The 17,470-nt window shown below is 73.9% G+C and carries 16 protein-coding genes; 8 read left to right on the top strand and 8 right to left on the bottom strand.

Annotation, left to right across the window (positions count from 1 at the left end; translation table 11 throughout):
• The first annotated feature begins 44 nt into the window (after positions 1–44).
• Genes ACFYOV_RS02245 through ACFYOV_RS02235 form a run of 3 tightly spaced genes read left to right on the top strand, consistent with a single transcriptional unit; the run spans position 45 to position 3,318 of the window.
• Entirely contained in the window at positions 45–1,511 is a 1,467-nt protein-coding gene (locus ACFYOV_RS02245) for a glycosyltransferase family 4 protein (RefSeq protein WP_389081701.1), read from the top strand.
• On the top strand, positions 1,505–2,251 hold the full coding sequence (locus tag ACFYOV_RS02240; RefSeq protein ID WP_389081698.1) for a methyltransferase domain-containing protein: 747 nt from the start codon (positions 1,505–1,507) through the stop codon (positions 2,249–2,251). Before ACFYOV_RS02245 ends, ACFYOV_RS02240 begins: the two co-directional genes overlap by 7 nt.
• The gene (locus tag ACFYOV_RS02235) at positions 2,248–3,318 is read left to right on the top strand and encodes a prenyltransferase (protein WP_389081695.1); all 1,071 of its coding nucleotides are present in this window, start codon (positions 2,248–2,250) and stop codon (positions 3,316–3,318) included. The genes ACFYOV_RS02240 and ACFYOV_RS02235 overlap by 4 nt, the downstream gene beginning before the upstream one ends.
• A 48-nt stretch (positions 3,319–3,366) precedes the next feature.
• Here the strand turns inward: ACFYOV_RS02235 and ACFYOV_RS02230 are convergent, their stop codons facing one another.
• Complete coding sequence (locus ACFYOV_RS02230) at positions 3,367–3,660, bottom strand: hypothetical protein (RefSeq protein WP_389081693.1); 294 nt, start codon at positions 3,658–3,660, stop codon at positions 3,367–3,369.
• 122 nt (positions 3,661–3,782) lie between these two features.
• On the bottom strand, positions 3,783–4,568 hold the full coding sequence (locus ACFYOV_RS02225) for a DUF2249 domain-containing protein (RefSeq protein ID WP_389081690.1): 786 nt from the start codon (positions 4,566–4,568) through the stop codon (positions 3,783–3,785).
• A gap of 73 nt (positions 4,569–4,641) precedes the next feature.
• Between ACFYOV_RS02225 and ACFYOV_RS02220 the strand changes: the two genes are divergently transcribed.
• Genes ACFYOV_RS02220 through ACFYOV_RS02205 form a run of 4 tightly spaced genes read left to right on the top strand, consistent with a single transcriptional unit; the run spans position 4,642 to position 10,234 of the window.
• Positions 4,642–5,415: a helix-turn-helix transcriptional regulator gene (locus ACFYOV_RS02220; RefSeq protein ID WP_389081688.1), complete on the top strand. Its 774-nt coding sequence runs from the start codon at positions 4,642–4,644 to the stop codon at positions 5,413–5,415.
• Positions 5,412–6,839, top strand: a complete 1,428-nt coding sequence (locus ACFYOV_RS02215) for a hypothetical protein (protein ID WP_389081686.1) — start codon at positions 5,412–5,414, stop codon at positions 6,837–6,839. The genes ACFYOV_RS02220 and ACFYOV_RS02215 overlap by 4 nt, the downstream gene beginning before the upstream one ends.
• Positions 6,836–9,592 (top strand): multicopper oxidase domain-containing protein, encoded by a 2,757-nt coding sequence (locus tag ACFYOV_RS02210; protein WP_389081684.1) that lies wholly within the window; start codon positions 6,836–6,838, stop codon positions 9,590–9,592. The genes ACFYOV_RS02215 and ACFYOV_RS02210 overlap by 4 nt, the downstream gene beginning before the upstream one ends.
• A 3-nt stretch (positions 9,593–9,595) precedes the next feature.
• Entirely contained in the window at positions 9,596–10,234 is a 639-nt protein-coding gene (locus tag ACFYOV_RS02205; RefSeq protein ID WP_389081682.1) for a putative zinc-binding protein, read from the top strand.
• A 52-nt stretch (positions 10,235–10,286) separates the two neighbouring features.
• Here ACFYOV_RS02205 and ACFYOV_RS02200 read toward each other — a convergent pair whose 3' ends face one another.
• The 5 genes from ACFYOV_RS02200 to ACFYOV_RS02180 all read right to left on the bottom strand — a co-directional run bounded on the left by ACFYOV_RS02200 (position 10,287) and on the right by ACFYOV_RS02180 (position 16,151).
• Entirely contained in the window at positions 10,287–11,105 is an 819-nt protein-coding gene (locus ACFYOV_RS02200; RefSeq protein ID WP_389081679.1) for a helix-turn-helix transcriptional regulator, read from the bottom strand.
• Between the two features lie 77 nt (positions 11,106–11,182).
• Complete coding sequence (locus tag ACFYOV_RS02195) at positions 11,183–11,557, bottom strand: hypothetical protein (protein WP_389081677.1); 375 nt, start codon at positions 11,555–11,557, stop codon at positions 11,183–11,185.
• Positions 11,554–13,857 carry a nitric-oxide reductase large subunit gene (locus ACFYOV_RS02190; RefSeq protein ID WP_389081675.1) on the bottom strand — a complete coding sequence of 768 codons (2,304 nt, stop codon included), beginning with the start codon at positions 13,855–13,857 and terminating at the stop codon, positions 11,554–11,556. The genes ACFYOV_RS02195 and ACFYOV_RS02190 overlap by 4 nt, the downstream gene beginning before the upstream one ends.
• 322 nt (positions 13,858–14,179) lie before the next feature.
• A complete protein-coding gene (locus ACFYOV_RS02185) occupies positions 14,180–15,028 on the bottom strand; it encodes a hypothetical protein (protein WP_389081673.1) in 849 nt (282 codons plus the stop codon).
• A gap of 157 nt (positions 15,029–15,185) precedes the next feature.
• On the bottom strand, positions 15,186–16,151 hold the full coding sequence (locus ACFYOV_RS02180; RefSeq protein ID WP_389081671.1) for an N-acetylmuramoyl-L-alanine amidase: 966 nt from the start codon (positions 16,149–16,151) through the stop codon (positions 15,186–15,188).
• A 132-nt stretch (positions 16,152–16,283) separates the two neighbouring features.
• Between ACFYOV_RS02180 and ACFYOV_RS02175 the strand changes: the two genes are divergently transcribed.
• Positions 16,284–16,754, top strand: coding sequence for a hypothetical protein (locus tag ACFYOV_RS02175; RefSeq protein ID WP_389081668.1), 471 nt, complete (start codon positions 16,284–16,286; stop codon positions 16,752–16,754).
• Here ACFYOV_RS02175 and ACFYOV_RS02170 read toward each other — a convergent pair.
• Positions 16,693–17,343 (bottom strand): class I SAM-dependent methyltransferase, encoded by a 651-nt coding sequence (locus tag ACFYOV_RS02170; RefSeq protein WP_389081666.1) that lies wholly within the window; start codon positions 17,341–17,343, stop codon positions 16,693–16,695. The genes ACFYOV_RS02175 and ACFYOV_RS02170 overlap by 62 nt on opposite strands.
• Positions 17,344–17,470 lie beyond the last annotated feature (127 nt).

Below are 17,470 nucleotides of genomic sequence, written 5' to 3'. Positions count from 1 at the left end.
CCGGCGTAACCTCGCGGGACAGTGCAGGGAGAAGGGGGCCCAGGGTGACCGCTGAGGCCAGTCAGGCCGGGCCCCCGGAGGGTCCCGCCGCCGACGGCTTGCGACCGCTCCGCATCGCACTCCTCACCTATAAGGGAAACCCGTTCTGCGGTGGCCAGGGCGTCTACGTACGCCACCTCTCGCGTGAACTCGCCCGGCTCGGGCACCGCGTCGAGGTCATCGGATCCCAGCCGTACCCCGTCCTCGACGAGGGCCTCGGCGGACTGGGCCTCACCGAACTGCCCAGCCTCGACCTCTACCGCCAGCCGGACCCCTTCCGCACCCCGCGGCGCGAGGAGTACCGCGACTGGATCGACGCGCTCGAGGTCGCCACCATGTGGACCGGCGGCTTCCCCGAACCGCTCACCTTCTCCCTGCGCGCCCGGCGCCATCTGCGCGCCCGGCGCGGCGAGTTCGACGTCGTGCACGACAACCAGACGCTCGGCTACGGGCTGCTGGGCGACCTCGGCGCGCCCCTGGTGACCACCATCCACCACCCGATCACCGTGGACCGGCAGCTGGAGCTGGACGCGGCCGGGAACTGGAAGCGGCGCTGCTCCGTGCGCCGCTGGTACGCCTTCACGCGGATGCAGAAGCGGGTGGCGCGCCGCCTGCCGTCCGTGCTCACCGTCTCCGGCACCTCCCGCCAGGAGATCACCGACCACCTCGGCGTACGCCGGGACCGCGTGCACGTGGTCCACATCGGCGCCGACACCGACCTGTTCTCACCGGACCCCTCGGTGCCCGTCGTGCCCGGCCGGATCGTGACCACGTCCAGCGCGGACGTGCCGCTCAAGGGCCTGGTCTTCCTCGTCGAGGCGCTGGCGAAGGTCCGCGTGGAGCACCCGGACGCCCACCTCGTCGTCGTCGGCAAGCGGCCCGGGGAGGGCCCGGTCGCGCAGGCGGTGGAGCGGTACGGGCTCGAGGGCGCCGTCGAGTTCGTGAAGGGCATCTCGGACGCGGCACTGGTCGACCTCGTGCGCTCGGCGCAGGTCGCGTGCGTGCCGTCGCTGTACGAGGGCTTCTCGCTCCCGGCGGCCGAGGCGATGGCCACGGGCACGCCGCTGGTCGCCACCACCGGCGGCGCCATCCCTGAGGTCGCCGGCCGCGACGGCGAGACGTGCCTGGCGGTGCCGCCCGGCGACGCGGGGGCACTGGCCGCCGCGCTGGGCCGGCTGCTGGGCGACCCGGAGCTGCGGGCGCGGCTGGGCGCGGCGGGCCGCGAGCGGGTCCTGCAGCGCTTCACCTGGGCCCGGGCCGCGGAGGGCACGGTGGCCCACTACCGCGAGGCGATGACCCGCTCCGCACCCACCCCGCCCGGCGGCCCCGCGCCGGCCGCCCCCGGCCGGTCCGCGCCCCCACCGCCCGGCCGCTCCACGGCCGCCACCGAGGACGTGGCCGTCCTCGGTGCCACCACAGCAGCCTCCCCCCACCCCGAAGCCGTCTCTCCCGAAAGCAGGGCCACGTGCTGACCGTCGACTTCTCCCGGTTCCCGCTCGCCCCGGGCGACCGTGTCCTGGACCTCGGCTGCGGGGCCGGCCGGCACGCGTTCGAGTGCTACCGGCGCGGCGCGCGGGTCGTGGCGCTGGACCAGAACGGCGAGGAGATCCGCGAGGTCGCCAAGTGGTTCGCCGCGATGAAGGAGGCCGGTGAGGCGCCCGCCGGGGCCACCGCCACCGCCATGGAGGGCGACGCCCTGGCGCTGCCCTTCCCCGACGAGTCCTTCGACGTGGTCATCATCTCCGAGGTGATGGAGCACATCCCGGACGACAAGGGCGTCCTCGCCGAGATGGTCCGCGTGCTCAAGCCCGGCGGCCGGATCGCGATCACCGTGCCGCGCTACGGCCCCGAGAAGGTCTGCTGGACCCTGTCCGACGCCTACCACGAGGTCGAGGGCGGGCACATCCGCATCTACCGGGCGGACGAGCTGCTGGCCAGGATCCGCGAGGCCGGTCTGCGCCCCTACGGCACGCACCACGCGCACGCGCTGCACTCGCCGTACTGGTGGCTGAAGTGCGCGTTCGGCGTGGACAACGACAAGGCGCTGCCGGTGCGGGCGTACCACAAGCTGCTGGTCTGGGACATCATGAAGAAGCCGCTGGCCACCCGGGTCGCCGAGCGGGCGCTGAACCCGCTGATCGGCAAGAGCTTCGTGGCGTACGCGACCAAGCCGCACCTGCCGCGTGCCGAGGCCGAGGCGGACGCCACGTGACCACTCCCCGGACGGAACACCTCGTCCTGCCCGGGGTCCTCACCGCCGAGCAGGCCGCCGCGACCGTCGCGGGGATCCTCCGCGTGCAGCGGGTGGACGGCGCGATCCCGTGGTTCCGCGGTCACCACCTCGACCCGTGGGACCACACCGAGGCCGCGATGGCCCTGGACACCGCGGGAGAGCACGAGGCCGCCGAACGGGCCTACCTGTGGCTCGCCCGGCACCAGAACGAGGACGGTTCCTGGTACGCGGCCTACGCCGACGGGGACTTCGCCGACGTCACCGACCGCGGCCGGGAGACCAACTTCGTCGCCTACATCGCCGTGGGCGTGTGGCACCACTACCTGTCCACCGGGGACGACACGTTCCTGGACCGCATGTGGCCCACCGTGTACGCGGCGGTGGAGTTCGTGCTGCGGCTCCAGCAGCCGGGCGGGCAGATCGGCTGGCGGCGCGACGACGACGGCACCGCCACGGCGGACGCGCTGCTCACCGGCTCCTCCTCCGTCCACCACGCGCTGCGCTGCGCGCTCGCCCTTGCCGAGCAGCGCGAAGAGCCCCAGCCGGACTGGGAGTTGGCGGCGGGTGCGCTGCGGCACGCGATCCGGCGGCACCCGGAGCGGTTCCTGGACAAGGACCGCTACTCGATGGACTGGTACTACCCGGTGCTCGGCGGTGCGCTGACCGGCGCCGAGGCCAAGTCCCGTATCGAGGAGGGCTGGGAGCGCTTCGTCGTGCCCGGGCTCGGGGTGCGCTGTGTGGTTCCCAACCCGTGGGTGACCGGCGGCGAGTCCGCCGAACTCGCCCTGGCGCTGTGGGCGATGGGCGAGTCCGACCGCGCGCTGGAGATACTCCAGTCGATCCAGCACCTGCGGGACCCGGAGTCCGGTCTGTACTGGACGGGCTACGTCTTCGACGACGACGCGGTCTGGCCGCGCGAGCTCACCACGTGGACGGCGGGCTCCCTGCTGCTCGCGGTGGCCGCGCTCGGCGGGCACGAGGCCACCTGCGCCGTGTTCGGCGGGGAGCACCTGCCGACCGGACTGGACCCGGACTGCTGCGACTGAACCGGCGGGTCCGGCGGCTGCCCGGTGCCGGTGCGGGCGGCCCGCTGCTCAGTGCCGGTGCAGGCGGCCCGCGACGGCGTGGCCCACGAACAGGTAGACCACCGCGGCCAGTCCGTAGCCGGCGACCACCCGGGCCCAGGCCTCGTCGAAGGTGAACAGGTCGTGGGACCAGCCCGCGAGCCAGCGTGCCGTGTCGTGGACGAACTGCACGAAGTCGTTGGCGCGGTTGGCGTCCAGGAGGTACATCAGGATCCACAGGCCCAGGATCAGGGCCATGACGTCGGCGATGATCGCGACCACGCGTCCCGCCTGGCTGGCGCCGCTGTGATATCGAGGGGACATACCCTGCGGGTTGCCGCCGATCCCCGGTCGAAACCCGTAAGGGCCCGGGCGCCCGCGGGAGTTGGGCGGTGCACCGCCCTCCCAGGAGCGCCCGCGCGGCCGTCGTCGCCGGTCCGCCGCGGTCAGCGGTGGGTGAGCAGCAGGCGCCACGCCTCCGGGCCGCGCTGAAGGTACTCGACCGCGAACGCGCCGGGGTGGCGGTCCTCGATCTGGGCCAGCAGGGGCAGCGGGTCGTGCGGCGCGACCAGGATCATGGCCCGCCCGGAGGGCACGGCGGCGATCGCGCCGAAGACCGTGGCGTGCCGCAGCGAGTGCGGGACGTCCCGCACGTCCAGCTCGGGCACGTCGGTCTCGTCCGAGCCGCCGCAGCCGCAGGAGCCGCCGCAGCCGCCGCCGGACCCGGCCGTGCCCTCCTCGCCGTGCTCATGGCCGAGCAGTTCGTGCATGCCCGCGAGGAGACCGGCGAGGGAGATGTCCGCGGAGCCGGCCAGCAGCGGCAGGATCAGCTTGTTCTCCTTCTCCAGGTGCTCCTCGAACAGCACCTGCAGCGCCCGGCCGTCGGCCGCCGCCTGCACGGCGGAGTTCGCCCCGCGCAACGCCTCGACCAGCGCGATCAGCCGGCGATGCTCGCCGAGCATGCCGTCGATCAGCAGCCGGGCCTCGGGCAGGTCGCGGGCGACGGGGTAGAGGGTCTCCTCCTCGGCCGCGGCGTGCGGGACGAGGTCGCGGTCGCAGAACTCGACCAGTCCGGAACGGACGGCCCCGGCGGCGGCCGGGTCGCGCTCGGCGGCCGCGATCAGCATGGCCACCCGCCCTGCCAGCTCACCCGCGAGCTGGGTGTGGTGGGCCTCGACGGCTTCGGCGGCCGCCGCGTCCTGGGGGTCCGATGCGATGGTCAGGGTGCTCATGGGGGGACGTCCTTCCAGCAGTAGACGGCCCGTCCCGGTCGGACCGGGCCGATACCTGCAATATAGTACGGGCATGACCGTGGAAAATAACGGGCCGCTTCCCGGCAGCGGATCGAACCGCGTACCGCTGTCCCGGCAGCGCCGCGGTGTCCTCCAGTATCTGCGCGGCCAGGCCGCCCCCGTGACCGCCACCGCGCTCGCGCAGGTGTGCGCGCTGCACGTCAACACCGTCCGGGAGCACCTGGACGCCCTGGTGGACGACGGTCTCGCGGTGCGCGAACGGTCGGCGCCCTCGGGGCGCGGCCGTCCCGCCTGGCGCTACCGGGCCCGACCGCCGCAGGAGTCCCCGGCCCGCGAATACGCCGGGCTCGCCGCCGTGCTCGCCGCCCAGATCGCCCGCTCCAGCACCGATCCGCGCGCGGACGCCCTCGCCGCGGGCGAGGACTGGGGGCGCGTGCTCACCGCCGGCCGGGAGCCGACGGCGGATCCGCGACTGGCCCGCGCCCGGCTGCTGGAACTCCTCGAGGAGATCGGTTTCGCGCCCGAGGCGGACCCGGACGCCCGCCGGGTGCGGCTGCGGCGCTGCCCCTTCGTCGAGACGGCCCGCGAACACCCCGGCGTCATCTGCGGCGTCCACGAGGGCCTGGCCCGCGCGAGCCTCGCCGCGCTCGGCGAGACGCCCCAGGACATCGAACTGCTGCCCTTCGCCGACCCGGACGCGTGCCGGCTCCACCTGGACACGGGGGTCCGGGACGTGCGGGGCTCCGACGTGCGGGCCGGCGACGCCGGCACCGGTCCGGGGACCGCCGGGCGTCCCGGCCGCGCCGCGTCCGGGGAGGACCGGTGACCCCCGTCGCCGGCCGGGCCGCCGCTCGGCGTGCGGGTGCGCGGCGGGCGCCGCTGCTGATGGCCGCCGGACTCTGCCTGCTCGCCGGGCTCGACGCCGCGCTCCAGCTGCTCGGGCTGCCCGCCCCGGTCACCAGTGAACGGCTCCCCGCGGTGCACGGGGTCCTGCTGGTCCTCGGTTTCGCCGGCACCCTGGTGGCCCTCGAACGCGCCGTCGCCCTCGGCGGGCGCCTGCCCTTCCTCGCCCCCGCCCTCCTCGGCACGGGGGGCCTGCTCCTGCTCACCCCGGTCGGTCCGGTCGTGCCGCGGCTGCTGCTCGTCGCCGGATCCGCCGCGCTGGTCGCCCTGTACCTGCGCTTCTGGCAGCGGCAGCCGAGCGCCGCCCTGCTCGCCCAGGGCGCCGGCGCCGTGGCGGCCCTCGGTGCGGCACTGCTGTGGCTGGGCGGCCTCGACGTCCCGCGGATGCTGCCCTGGCTGGTCGCGTTCCTCGTCCTGACCATCGCGGGGGAGCGGCTGGAACTCGCCCGGGTGGGTGCCCTGACCCCCGCGGCCGAACCGACCTTCCTGGCGTGCGTCGCGGCCGTTCTCACGGGTGTCGTCACCACCCTGATGTGGCCCGCCCCGGGCACGCTGCTCCTCGGCGCCGCCCTGCTCGCCCTCGTCGCCTGGCTCGTCGTCCACGACGTCGCCCGTCGGCTGCTGCGCGCCACCGGGCTGCCCCGCTTCACCGCGGCCTGCCTGCTCGCCGGATACGCCTGGCTGGGCCTCGCGGGCATCCTGTGGCTGCTCGACGGACCGGTCACCGAGGGCACCGGTTACGACGCCGTGGTGCACTGCGTCTTCCTCGGCTTCGTGATGTCGATGATCATGGCGCACGCCCCGGTGATCCTGCCCGCCGTGCTGCGCCGCCCCCTGCCCTACCACCCGGGGCTGGCGGTCGCGGCCTGGCTGCTGCACCTCTCCCTGGCCGTCCGCGTGCTGATCGGCGACCTGCGCGACGTCAGGGGGGCGTGGCAGCTCGGCGGGGCACTGAACATCGCCGCCGTCCTGCTGTTCGTCCTGACGGCGGCGGCGACGTCCGTTGCCGCCACCCGCCACACAGTGCGGACGCCGGGCCCCGCCTCCACCCGGCCGACCCGCACCGCGTCCGCAGGGGAGTCGGCGTCCGTAGGCGAGCCCGCGCCTGCTGAGCAGTCCGCGTTCGCCGGGGAGCCCGCGCCTGCCGCCGCGCCGACGCCCGGGTCCGATGCCGGGGCCCCTGCCGGGTCCCCGTCCCCGGCCCCCGGTGGTGCCTCCGCGCCCGCCCGCGGCGCTGCCTCGGAGCCTGCCTCCGGTGAGGCATCCGCGCCCACCCGCGGCGAGACCGCCGCCCCTGCCCCCGCGTCATCCGCCTCCGTCTCCGACACCCCGAGGAACCCCCGGTGACCACGCACCTGTCCCCGCCCACGGCGAGCGGCCCCGCCCCCAAGCCTCCCGGGCGTTCCCCGCGCACCCTCTGGCACCTCGGCGTGAACGCGGTCGTGGTCGCCTGGCTCGGGCTGTTCGCCGCGGTCGCCACCGCCCACCACTTCCTCCCGCACGCCTTCTGGCTGCTCGTGCACGTGCTGCTGCTCGGCGCGGTCACGAATGCGGTCGTCATCTGGTCCGGGCACTTCGCCGCGTCCGTGCTGCGGCTGCCGGAGGCGAACCGCGGCGCCCCGGCCGCGCTGCGGCTGGTCTGTCTGAACGCCGGTGCCGTCGCCGTCATCGGCGGCATGCTCGTCGACCGGTGGCACGTGGTCCTCGTGGGCGGCTGCCTGGTCGCCGCGGCCGTCACCGCCCACGCCGTGTGGCTGGTCCGGCTGCTGCGCCGGGCGCTGCCCGGCCGGTTCTCCATGACCGTGCGCTACTACATAGCCGCCTCCGCCCTGCTGCCCGTCGGCGCCGGCCTCGGCGTCCTGATGGCCCGCGGCGACCTGACCGGCGACCTCCCCGACCGCCTGCTGCTGGCCCACGAGATGATCAACCTGCTCGGCTGGGTCGGCCTGACCGTCGCCGGAACGCTCATCACCCTGTGGCCGACGATGCTGCGCACCCGGGTGGCGGACGGCGCCGAACGGGCGGGCCGCACCGCGCTGCCCGTCCTGCTCGGCGGGCTCGCCGCGGCCGTCGCCGCCGCCCTGCTCGCCCCGCCGCCGCTGGCCGCGCCCGGCGTGGCCGTCTACGCCGCCGGACTCGTGGTCGCCGGGCGGCCCTGGCTGCGCGAGGCCCGCGCGAAGACGCCGCGCTCCTTCGCCGCCTGGTCGGTGGCCGCGGGCTGCCTCTGGCTCACCGGATCCCTGACCGTCCTGGCCGGCATCCTCCTGTCCACGACCTCCTGGATCACGGTGGCCGAGCGCACCTCGCTGCTCACCGCCCCGCTCGCCGCCGGCTGGATCGCCCAGGTGCTGCTCGGTGCGCTCAGCTTCCTCGTCCCCGTGGTCCTCGGTGGTGGCCCCACGGCCGTGCGCGCCGCCACCGCGGGACTCGAACGCGCCTGGCCCGCCCGGCTTGCCATCACCAACGCGGCACTGCTGCTGTGCGTGCTCCCGGTGCCGTCCATGGTCCGGGTGGTGTGCTCGCTGCTCCTGCTGGTGATGCTGCTGTACTTCCTCGTCCTGCTCCTGCTCACGGTCGTACGGGGCCTGCGCGACCGCCGCAGGGCGGCCCGCGGGGACACCGCGCCCGCCCCGGTCCCGGCACCCGCCGCCGAGACGGCGCCGGCCCCGCACCGGGTGCTCGGCGGTGTGGCCCTCGGGCTCGCGGTCGTGGTGCTCGCGGTCGCGGGGGGCGGAGCGGTGGACGTGCGGTCGCTGCCCGTCCTGGAACGGTCCGCCGCCACGAGCGCGGACGGCGTGGGCGAAGTGAAGCCCACCGGCCGGACCACCACGGTGGACGTGACGGTCCGCGGCATGCGCTTCTCCCCGGCCTCCGTCGACGTCCCCGCCGGCGACCGCCTGGTGCTCAAGCTGCACAACACCGGCACCGACACGCACGACCTGGTCCTCGACAGCGGCGCCCGCACCGACCGGCTCAGCCCCGGCAGGCGCGGCACGCTGGACGCGGGGGTCGTCGGCCGGGACCTGTCGGGCTGGTGCTCGGTGGTCGGCCACCGGCAGATGGGAATGGTCTTCGCGGTACGCGCCACCGGCGCGGACGCCGCCGGATCGGGCAAGGACTCGGACCCGGCGGACGCCGCCGGATCGGACAGGGAGCACGGGACCGCCCACGACCACGGCCGGGCCGCGGACAAGGGCACCGGAACGTCCGCCGCGGACGCCTTCGACCCGATGGCCGAGCCGGCCGACGGCTTCACCGCCCGCGACGCCGCACTCCCGCCCGCGGCCGAGGGGTCCGGCCCCCGGCTGCACAGGAAGACGTTCACCGTGAAGGAGGCCGAGGCGGAGGTCGCCCCAGGGGTGCGGCAGACGCTGTGGACCTTCAACGGGACGGCACCCGGGCCCGTCCTGCGCGGCCGGGTCGGCGACACCTTCGAGATCACCCTCGTCAACGACGGGACGATCGGTCACTCCGTCGACTTCCACGCCGGAGCGCTCGCCCCGGACCGGCCGATGCGCACCATCCAGCCCGGCGAGTCACTGACGTACCGGTTCAAGGCCACCCGCAGCGGCGTGTGGATGTACCACTGCTCGACCATGCCGATGTCCCTGCACATCGCCAACGGCATGTTCGGCGCGGTGATCATCGACCCGCCCGACCTGCCGAAGGTGGACCGTGAATACGTGCTGGTGCAGTCCGAGTTCTACCTGGGTGAGCAGAACGGCACGGCCGACCCGGACAAGGTGAACGCCAAGGAGCCCGACATGGTCGCCTTCAACGGCTACGCCAACCAGTACGACCACGACCCGCTGACCGCGAGGACGGGTGAACGGGTGCGGATCTGGGTGCTGACGGCGGGACCGAACGTGTCCAGCGCCTTCCACGTGGTGGGCGGCCAGTTCGACACGGTCTTCCGCGAGGGCGCCTACGACCTGCGGCCGGGCGGTGCCGAGCGCGGTGGCGCCCAGGTCCTCGACCTGGCCCCCGCGTCGGGCGGTTTCGTCGAGATGTCCTTCCCGGAGGCGGGGACCTACCCGTTCGTCACCCATGCCATGACCGACGCCGAGCGCGGTGCGCACGGAGTGTTCCGGGTGCGCTGACCGGTGCCGAACGGCCCTGGCCGGTGCCCCGATGGGCCCAAGCGCCCGTCGGGGCACCGGCCTAGGCTCGCCGGGTACGCACCGTGCGATCCCTGCCGTTGTGAGCGAGGCCCCCCATTGAAACGCCGCCGTGATCTACCGCTCGTCTACTCCTGCTCGGGTTGTTCGAGCGCGGCCCAGATGACCAACTGGATCGCCGTCCAGCTCGACCGGCGCGGCATCGCCGAGATGTCGTGCATCGCGGGTGTGGGCGGGGACGTACCGAGCCTGGTGCGCAAGGCCCGCAGCGACCGCCCGGTCGTCGCCATCGACGGATGCGTGCTCCAGTGCGCCCGCAACTGCCTCGCCCGGCACGGCGTGACCCCGACCGTGCACCATCTGCTCAGCGACGACGGGGTGCGCAAGCGGCTGGGGGAGGACTTCGACCCGGAGCAGGCGGAACGGGTCCTCGACGGGCTGATCGCCCGCATCACCGAGGAGACGCGGCGGGCGCCGCAGGAGACGGAGGAACTCCCGGCCGCGCCCGAGCCCTTCACGAACGGGCAGTTCGCGAGGAACGACGCGCCCGCACGGAACGACGCGCCCGCGGGGGCCGCCGAGTCCGCCGAGTCCGCCGGGGCCCAGGAGCCCGCCGGCCGCTGACACCCGCCCGGCCCGGGGCCCCGGCGGGCCCTCGGGAGGCTCCGGCGAACCCTCAGGCGGCTCCGGTGCGGCGCAGGGTCGCCACGCACACGTGCGGCGTGACGAAGGGCTGGAGGCTCTCCGCGGCGAGCGGGGCCCGCAGGGTCTCCACCGTGCCCTGCATCAGGCCCAGGTGGATCGCGCACACGATGTCCGGGCGGCGCTCGGCCACCTCACGGAACGGGCAGTGGTGCAGCCGCAGCCGCCGACCGGCACCGCCCTGCGCGCTCCCGGCCCGTACGTCCCCGCCCGGGGCGCCCCCGCCGTGTGCGCCCACGCTCTGCACGTCCCCGGCGCGCACGTCCCCGCCCTGCTCGCTCCCGGCCTCCGCGTCCCCCGTCTCCGCGTCCTCGACCTCGGTGACGAAGCCGACGTCCTCCAGCAGTGCCACCAGCCGGCGTTCCCCCTCCTCCGCGCCGACGCGCTCGGTGGGTGCGGGAGCGTCGGTCAGATAGGCGCCCCACGAGCGGCCGGCCCGGGTCGCGGCGGCCACCGGGTCCTCCACCGAGGCGGAGACCACCCCGAGCAGGATGTCGGAGAGCAGCCGGAAACTGCGGGAGCCGTCCGGCCCTTCACCGGCTACGGCCGAGTAGACCACCTTCGGACGCCCCGGCTCGTCGCGCGGCGCGGTCCCCCGGGCCGCCGTCCCCTCGGCGACGAGCGCGTCCAGGTGGAAGCGGGCCGTGTTGAGATGAATGCCGACGTGCTCGGCGACCTCGGCGACGCCCACCGGGCCGTCCGCCTCCCGCAGCACCTGGAGGACGGCGGCGCGCCGCCCCCGCTGTGCCGTGGCGCCGGTGCCGGGGTCGGTGAGCTGTCGCCGTGGGGTCATACGGGGATGATACAGCTGTAGGGGTTAGAAACAGGAAGTTCTGTCTCTAACCCCTACGGTGCGGGCCGGAGGTCTGCCTACTCCGGCGGCGAGACCTTGGCCCGGCGCAGCCTGCGGCCCAGCAGGGCCAGCAGCACCCCGTGCGGGACGGCCACGGCCGCGAGCAGGGCGACCTCCGCCGGCGCGTGGTGGCGGACCGCCTCCGCGCCCGCCAGCACGATCGCGACCACGGAGACGAACAGCGAGACGGCCCGGTGGAAGCGGTGCACCTCCGAGTGCGGCCACTCGTCGGGGCCGACCCGCCGCGGCGTCTGCCGTACCGCCCGGTGGTACCCGGTGAAGATACGCGACTCCCAGGCACCGGTGCTCTGCCGGCCGTAGACGTCCAGGCCGATCACCACCAGCAGGAGGACCGTCACGTACCCGGCGGCGAGCAGGGTCTCCCCGCTCACGGGGCCACCGCCTCGGACTCCTCGCCGGTCTTGGGCGTCTCGTCGTCGTCCACCTCGGTGAACAGCAGGGTCAGCTCGGCGTCCCCGGGCTGTCTGGTGCGGCCGATGCGGTGGCGCACACCGAGCCAGGTCATCCACAGCAGCGGCAGTACGCCGCCGACCAGGAACACCACGTCACCGGGCAGACGCAGCCATTCCAGGAACACGTTGGTGTCGCCCTGGAGGTAACCGAGGCTGCGGGCGTCCGCGTAGCCGCTCTCGACGACCTTGTAGAGCTGGAGGGCGCCGCTGGGCAGCAGGGTCGCGAACGACATCCAGGCGAGGCCGAGGTTGAGCGACCAGAACGCCATCCGGGGCCAGCGGTCCGACCACTTGTCCTCGGGGATGAGGTAGCGCAGCGCGAACACCGCGAAACCGATGGCGAGCATGCCGTAGACCCCCATCATCGCGGCGTGCGCGTGGTTGGCCGTCAGGCCCGTGCCCATCTCGTAGTACGACACGATCGGCAGGTTGACCAGGAAGCCGAACACCCCGGCGCCCAGGAAGTTCCAGAAGCCCACCGCGGCCAGGAACATGACGGCCCATCGGTGCGGGAACGGGGTGCCGGACGGGCTGTGCCGGCGGGCGCCGATCTGGAGGAAGCCCCACGCCTCCACGGTGAGGAAGAGCAGCGGCACCACCTCGAGGGCGGAGAACGTCGCGCCGAGCGCGAGGTGTTCGGCGGGCTCGCCCGAGAAGTACAGGTGGTGCATGGTGCCGATCACCCCGCCCGCGCCGTACAGCACGATGTCGAGGAAGATGACCGACAGCGCCACGCGCTCGCGGACGACGCCCAGCAGCACGAAGAGGTAGGCGACGGTGGCGGTGGTGAACAGCTCCAGGAAGTCCTCGACCCACAGGTGCACCACGATGAAGCGCCAGAAGTCGGCGGCGGTGAACTGCGTGTCGGGAGTGGCCAGCAGTCCGACGGCGTAGAACGCGGGCAGGGCGAGCGCGGCCAGGAAGAACAGCCACGGCATGTTGGCGACGCTCTCCTGCTGGAGCCTGCGGCGCAGTCCGCGGAAGAGGATGGCGACCCAGATCATCATGCCGACGGTCAGCAGGACCTGCCACAGCCGCCCGAGGTCCAGGTACTCCCAGCCCTGGTTGCCCAGCACGGCCCACAGGTCGCCGAGCCAGCCGCGCTGTCCGGCCAGCTCGCCCAGCAGGCTGCCGACGACCACGACGACCAGCGCGCCCAGCAGCAGCCGGCTCAGCAGGGCCTGCTTGCGGGGCTCCCAGCCGCGGGCGATCAGCGGGGCGATGAAGATGCCGATCGCGAGGAAGGAGGTCACCACCCAGAAGATCGACAGCTGGGTGTGCCAGGTGCGGGCCAGGTTGTACGGCAGCCAGCGGTCGAGCGGGATGCCGAAGAAGCTGCCGAGGTCCGCCCGGTAGTGCTGGGCGGCCGAGCCGAGGAGCACCTGGACGAGGAACAGTCCGGCCATCACCAGGAAGAACCAGGCGGTGGTGCGCTGCGCCGGGGTGAGCCGGACCCGGTCGGGGGAGTGGAAGCGCAGTTCGCGGTGGTCGCGGTGGTGCCAGCCGAGGAAGTTCCAGCGGCCGAAGGCGGCGAACAGGGCGCCGGCCCCGACCAGCAGGAAGATCAGCGACAGCACGCTCCAGGTGACGGTGTGGCCGGTGGGCTCGTTGTCGACCAGGGGCTCGGAGGGCCAGTTGTTGGTGTACGAGTAGTCGTGGCCGGGGCGTTCGGCCGCCGCGGTCCAGGCGGTCCAGGCGAAGTAGGCCGTGACGTCGTGGATCTCCCCGGGGTCGGTGATCGCGTCCGGCCTGAGGCCCTGCTTGCCGTCCGGGCGGCCGAGGATGTCGGCGTAGTGCTCGGTCAGCTCGGTGAAGGCGGCGGCCTGGGCGTCGCTCCACACCAGGGTCCCGGTGCTGTCGTCGTAGCGGTTGGTGCGGTAGTCCTCGACGGTGCGCTCGGAGGCGTCGGCCGACTTCTCGCCGCCGTAGGACTTGCGCACCATCGTGGCGCTGCGGTTGAGGTAGTCGGCCGTGAAGTCCGGGCCCAGGTACGCGCCGTGGCCGTAGATCGAGCCGTACTGCATCAGGCCGGTGCGCAGGAACACCTTCTGACCGTCGCGGACGTCCTCACCGGTGAAGACCACCTCGCCGGAGGCGGTGACCGTGCGGTCGGGGATGGGCGGCTGGGCCTCGTAGGTCCGGAACGCCAGGAAACCCAGGACGAAGAACCCGCCGAGGGTGACGAGGATCGCCGCCTGGACCCAGCCCTTGGCGATCATCCGTGTCCGCCTGCCTCCGGGGGGCGTGCCGCCGCCTCCCGGGGCTCTGCCCCCGGTCTTCGCGGGGGACGGTCCCCCGGTCGTTGATGCTCCCATGTGTCATGCCCTTCTCAAGATCGGACGCCCGAGGAGTGGGGTCCCGTCTTGCCGGAAGAGTAATACCAATCAGAGTTGGTATTTAACACCGGGTCCTGTGTAAATTAGCCGGGCTGCTCCGCGGACCGCCACACCGCACAGGGGAGTGCTTCCGGGCGGGGAGTGTCGTTGCACGACAACGGCCCCCCGCCCGGAGGGCGAGGGGCCGTGACGAAGCGGCGCTGGGTCAGCCGCGCTGGATCCCCGAGGTGTCCTGGAGCACACCGCGGCGTCCGTCCTGGGTCTGGGCGACGAGCGCCGCGCCGCGCTGCTCGACCGCCAGGTACCAGGTGCCGGGGGCGAGTTCGGCGATCGGCGTCGGCGAGCCGTCCTCCGGGAACAGCGGCCGGGGCACCGGCACCGCGAACCAGAACGGCGAGAAGTCACCGGCGGGCGGCTGGGCCGGCTGCCCCTGCGGCTGTCCCTGCGGCTGACCCGAGAAGGGCTGGCCGGGCTGGCCCTGCTGCTGCCCCGGCTGGGGCTGGCCGCCGAAGCCGGCCGGCTGCTGCGCACCCGGGTAGCCGTAACCGCCGGGCGGCTGGGCGCCGTAGGGCTGCGGGGCCGCGGGGCGGGCGGCCGGCATCAGGGAGCCCTTGAGGGCGGGGACCAGGGGGGTGGCGATGGCGGCGGCGGCCATGACCAGCGTGGCGATGAGGGCGATGATGAGGCCCGTGCCCGCGCCGATCCGGTCGGCGAAGCCGCTCCCGTCGTTGTCGAAGCCGCCGAGTGGGTCGAAGATGTTGCCGAGTGCGCACCAGGCGGCGAAGACGGTGAAGGCGACGCCGAACTGACCGAGCTCGAGACCCGCGAGCTTCTTGGGCTGCGGCAGCCCCCGAGCCACGACGACGAGTGCGGCGCCGATGATGCCCGCGAGGACGACACCGAGCACGACCGGCCCGCTGCCCCACAGGCTGGGGATGTCGGCGTCGTCCGAAGCGCCGTCGAACGAGTAGAGGTCGAGGAACGACGCGATGAACAGCAACACCGCTGCTCCGATCACCACGCCGTCGCCTCGAGTGAGGGAGCGGATATTCACTTCAGGTCCTTCGTAGGTCGTCTCGTCGTCGGTAGAGGCTCGCTGTCACCATGTCGCCCTCGGGCCCGGTGTGAAGCGCGGGGGTGGCCCCTCGTCGTGGGGACGACACTATCGTCCGCACACTCGGGCTGTCCGCCGGGATCAAGGTGCCGATCCTCTACCCGCGCAGGAAGCTCACGATTCCCTCGGAGATCCCCAGCGCCGCTTTCTGCCGCCAGGCACCGCTGGTCAGCAGCGCCGCGTCCTTGCTATCGCGCATGTTGCCGCACTCGACGAACACCTTGGGAACCGTTGACAGATTGAGACCGCCCAGGTCCCGGCGCGTGACGAGTCCGGTGCCGTCACCCACGTAGTTGGAGGGGGGAGTGCCGGTGACGCGCACGAAGTGGCCCGCGATGCGCTCGCCGAGGTCGCGGGAGGGCCCGACGACGGGCCGGGTGTCGGCGGCGCCCGCGTTCACCGCGGCGGGCAGGATCACGTGGAAGCCGCGGTTGCCTGCGCCCGAGCCGTCGGCGTGCAGGGAGACCACCGCATCGGCCTTCGCCCTGTTGCCGATGCGCGCCCGCTCGTCCACGCACGGGCCGAACGGCCGGTCCGCGTCCTGCGTCAACCGCACCGTGGCGCCCTGCTTCCGCAGCAGTTCGCGCATCCGGTGGGCGAGGTCCAGCGTGAACTCCGCCTCGGTGTAACCGTCGTTGGTGGACGTTCCGGTGGTGTCGCACTCCTTGCGGTGGGTTCCGACGTCGACCTGACGGTTGATCTCGTCGGTGTGCCGGACGTTGCCCGGGTTGTGCCCCGGGTCGATGACCACGACCTTCCCCTCGAGCGGCCCGGAAGCGGAGGGAGGGGCCGCGGAGGAGGAGCCGCCGGTGCCCGGGGAGGCGCTCGGTCTGCCGTCGTCGTCCCCGCGCGACGGCGAGGCGCTCACGGACCCCGGCGCCCGGGACACCCCCGACGCGGACGCCCGTGCCGCACCGCCCCGGTCGTCGCCCGCCCCGCCCACGGCCGCGTACGCCGCCCACCCGAGCAGCGCCCCCGGCACCAGCGCGGCCAACGCCACGACCACGGGACGCCGCGACCGACGCGGCCGGGGCGGATCGACGTCCGGTCCTGTGTACGACACGGTGCCACCCTAGCGGCCACGCCACGATCCACCGGCCCGCTCACCCCGACCGGGTTCCCGCGCCGGACGCCAGCGGCCCTCGCCGCCGTGCGAGCCGACCCGAGTCGGCGCACGCCGAACCCATGAACGGTCATGACGCCTCGGGCCGCTGGGGGCCGCCGTGACGCCACCGCGACCTCCGCGCCGGCCGAGGGACGAGAGACCGCCGGCGAGTGGAACGTCCAGCAGGGGTCCACGGATGAGGTCCCCGGCGACGGGACCCACCTCTTCGGCGAGGACATCGGGCCGGGTACGTACCGCACCGACAGCCCCGAGGACTTGGCCTTCCCGAACTGCTACTGGGCGCGGCTCAGCGGGACCTCGGGCGAACTCGACGAGATCATCGCCATCGCCATCGCCATCGCCATCGCCATCGCCATCGCCATCGCCAACGCCAACACCGCCGGACCGACGACCGTGACCGTCTCTGCGAGCGACGAGGCCTTCCGGACCACGGGGTGCAAGCCCCGGAAGAAGGCGGGCCGAGCCGTCGACGGCGCTGTCAGGTGCCGGCCCCGGTGCGGCGCAGGACCCGCAGGGAGCCCGTGGCCGAGGTCTCGGTGAAGGCGCCGGAGGCGAGGGCGCGGAGGTAGACCCGGTAGGGGGCCTGGCCGGTGAACTCGTCCACCGGGTCCGGGAAGACGTCGTGGATGACCAGGAGGCCGTTCTCGGCGACGTGCGGGGCCCAGCCCTCGTAGTCGGCGGTGGCGTGTTCGTCGGTGTGGCCGCCGTCGACGAAGACCAGGGCCAGCGGGGAGTTCCACAGGGACGCGACCACGGGGGAGCGGCCGACCAGGGCGACCACGTGGTCCTCCAGGCCCGCGCCGTGCAGGGTGCGGCGGAAGGCCGGCAGGGTGTCCATCAGGCCCAGCTCCGGGTCCACCGTCTCCGGGTCGTGGTACTCCCAGCCGGGCTGCTGCTCCTCACTGCCCCGGTGGTGGTCCACGGTGAGCGCGGTGACCCCCGCCGCGCGTGCGGCGTCGGCCAGCAGGATCGTGGAGCGGCCGCAGTACGTGCCGACCTCCAGCAGCGGCAGGCCGAGCCGCCCCGCCTCCACGGCCGCCGCGTAGAGGGCCAGGCCCTCGTCCACGGGCATGAAGCCCTTGGCCGCCTCGAACGCGGCGAGGATCTCGGGCGCGGGTGCCGGGGGCATGGGGGCCTGCCTTTTCGCTGGGTTCCTGGGCCGTGGGTCCCGCCCTGTGCGGGGCCGGGAGCGCGGAGACGTACGCGCGGCACCGTACGGCCGTACGTGCGTCCGGGACTCCGACCGGTCCTATGCT

The organism is Streptomyces sp. NPDC005931, assembly GCF_042871235.1.
Lineage (GTDB): Bacteria > Actinomycetota > Actinomycetes > Streptomycetales > Streptomycetaceae > Streptomyces.
This window is presented reverse-complemented; position numbering and strand designations above follow the sequence as displayed.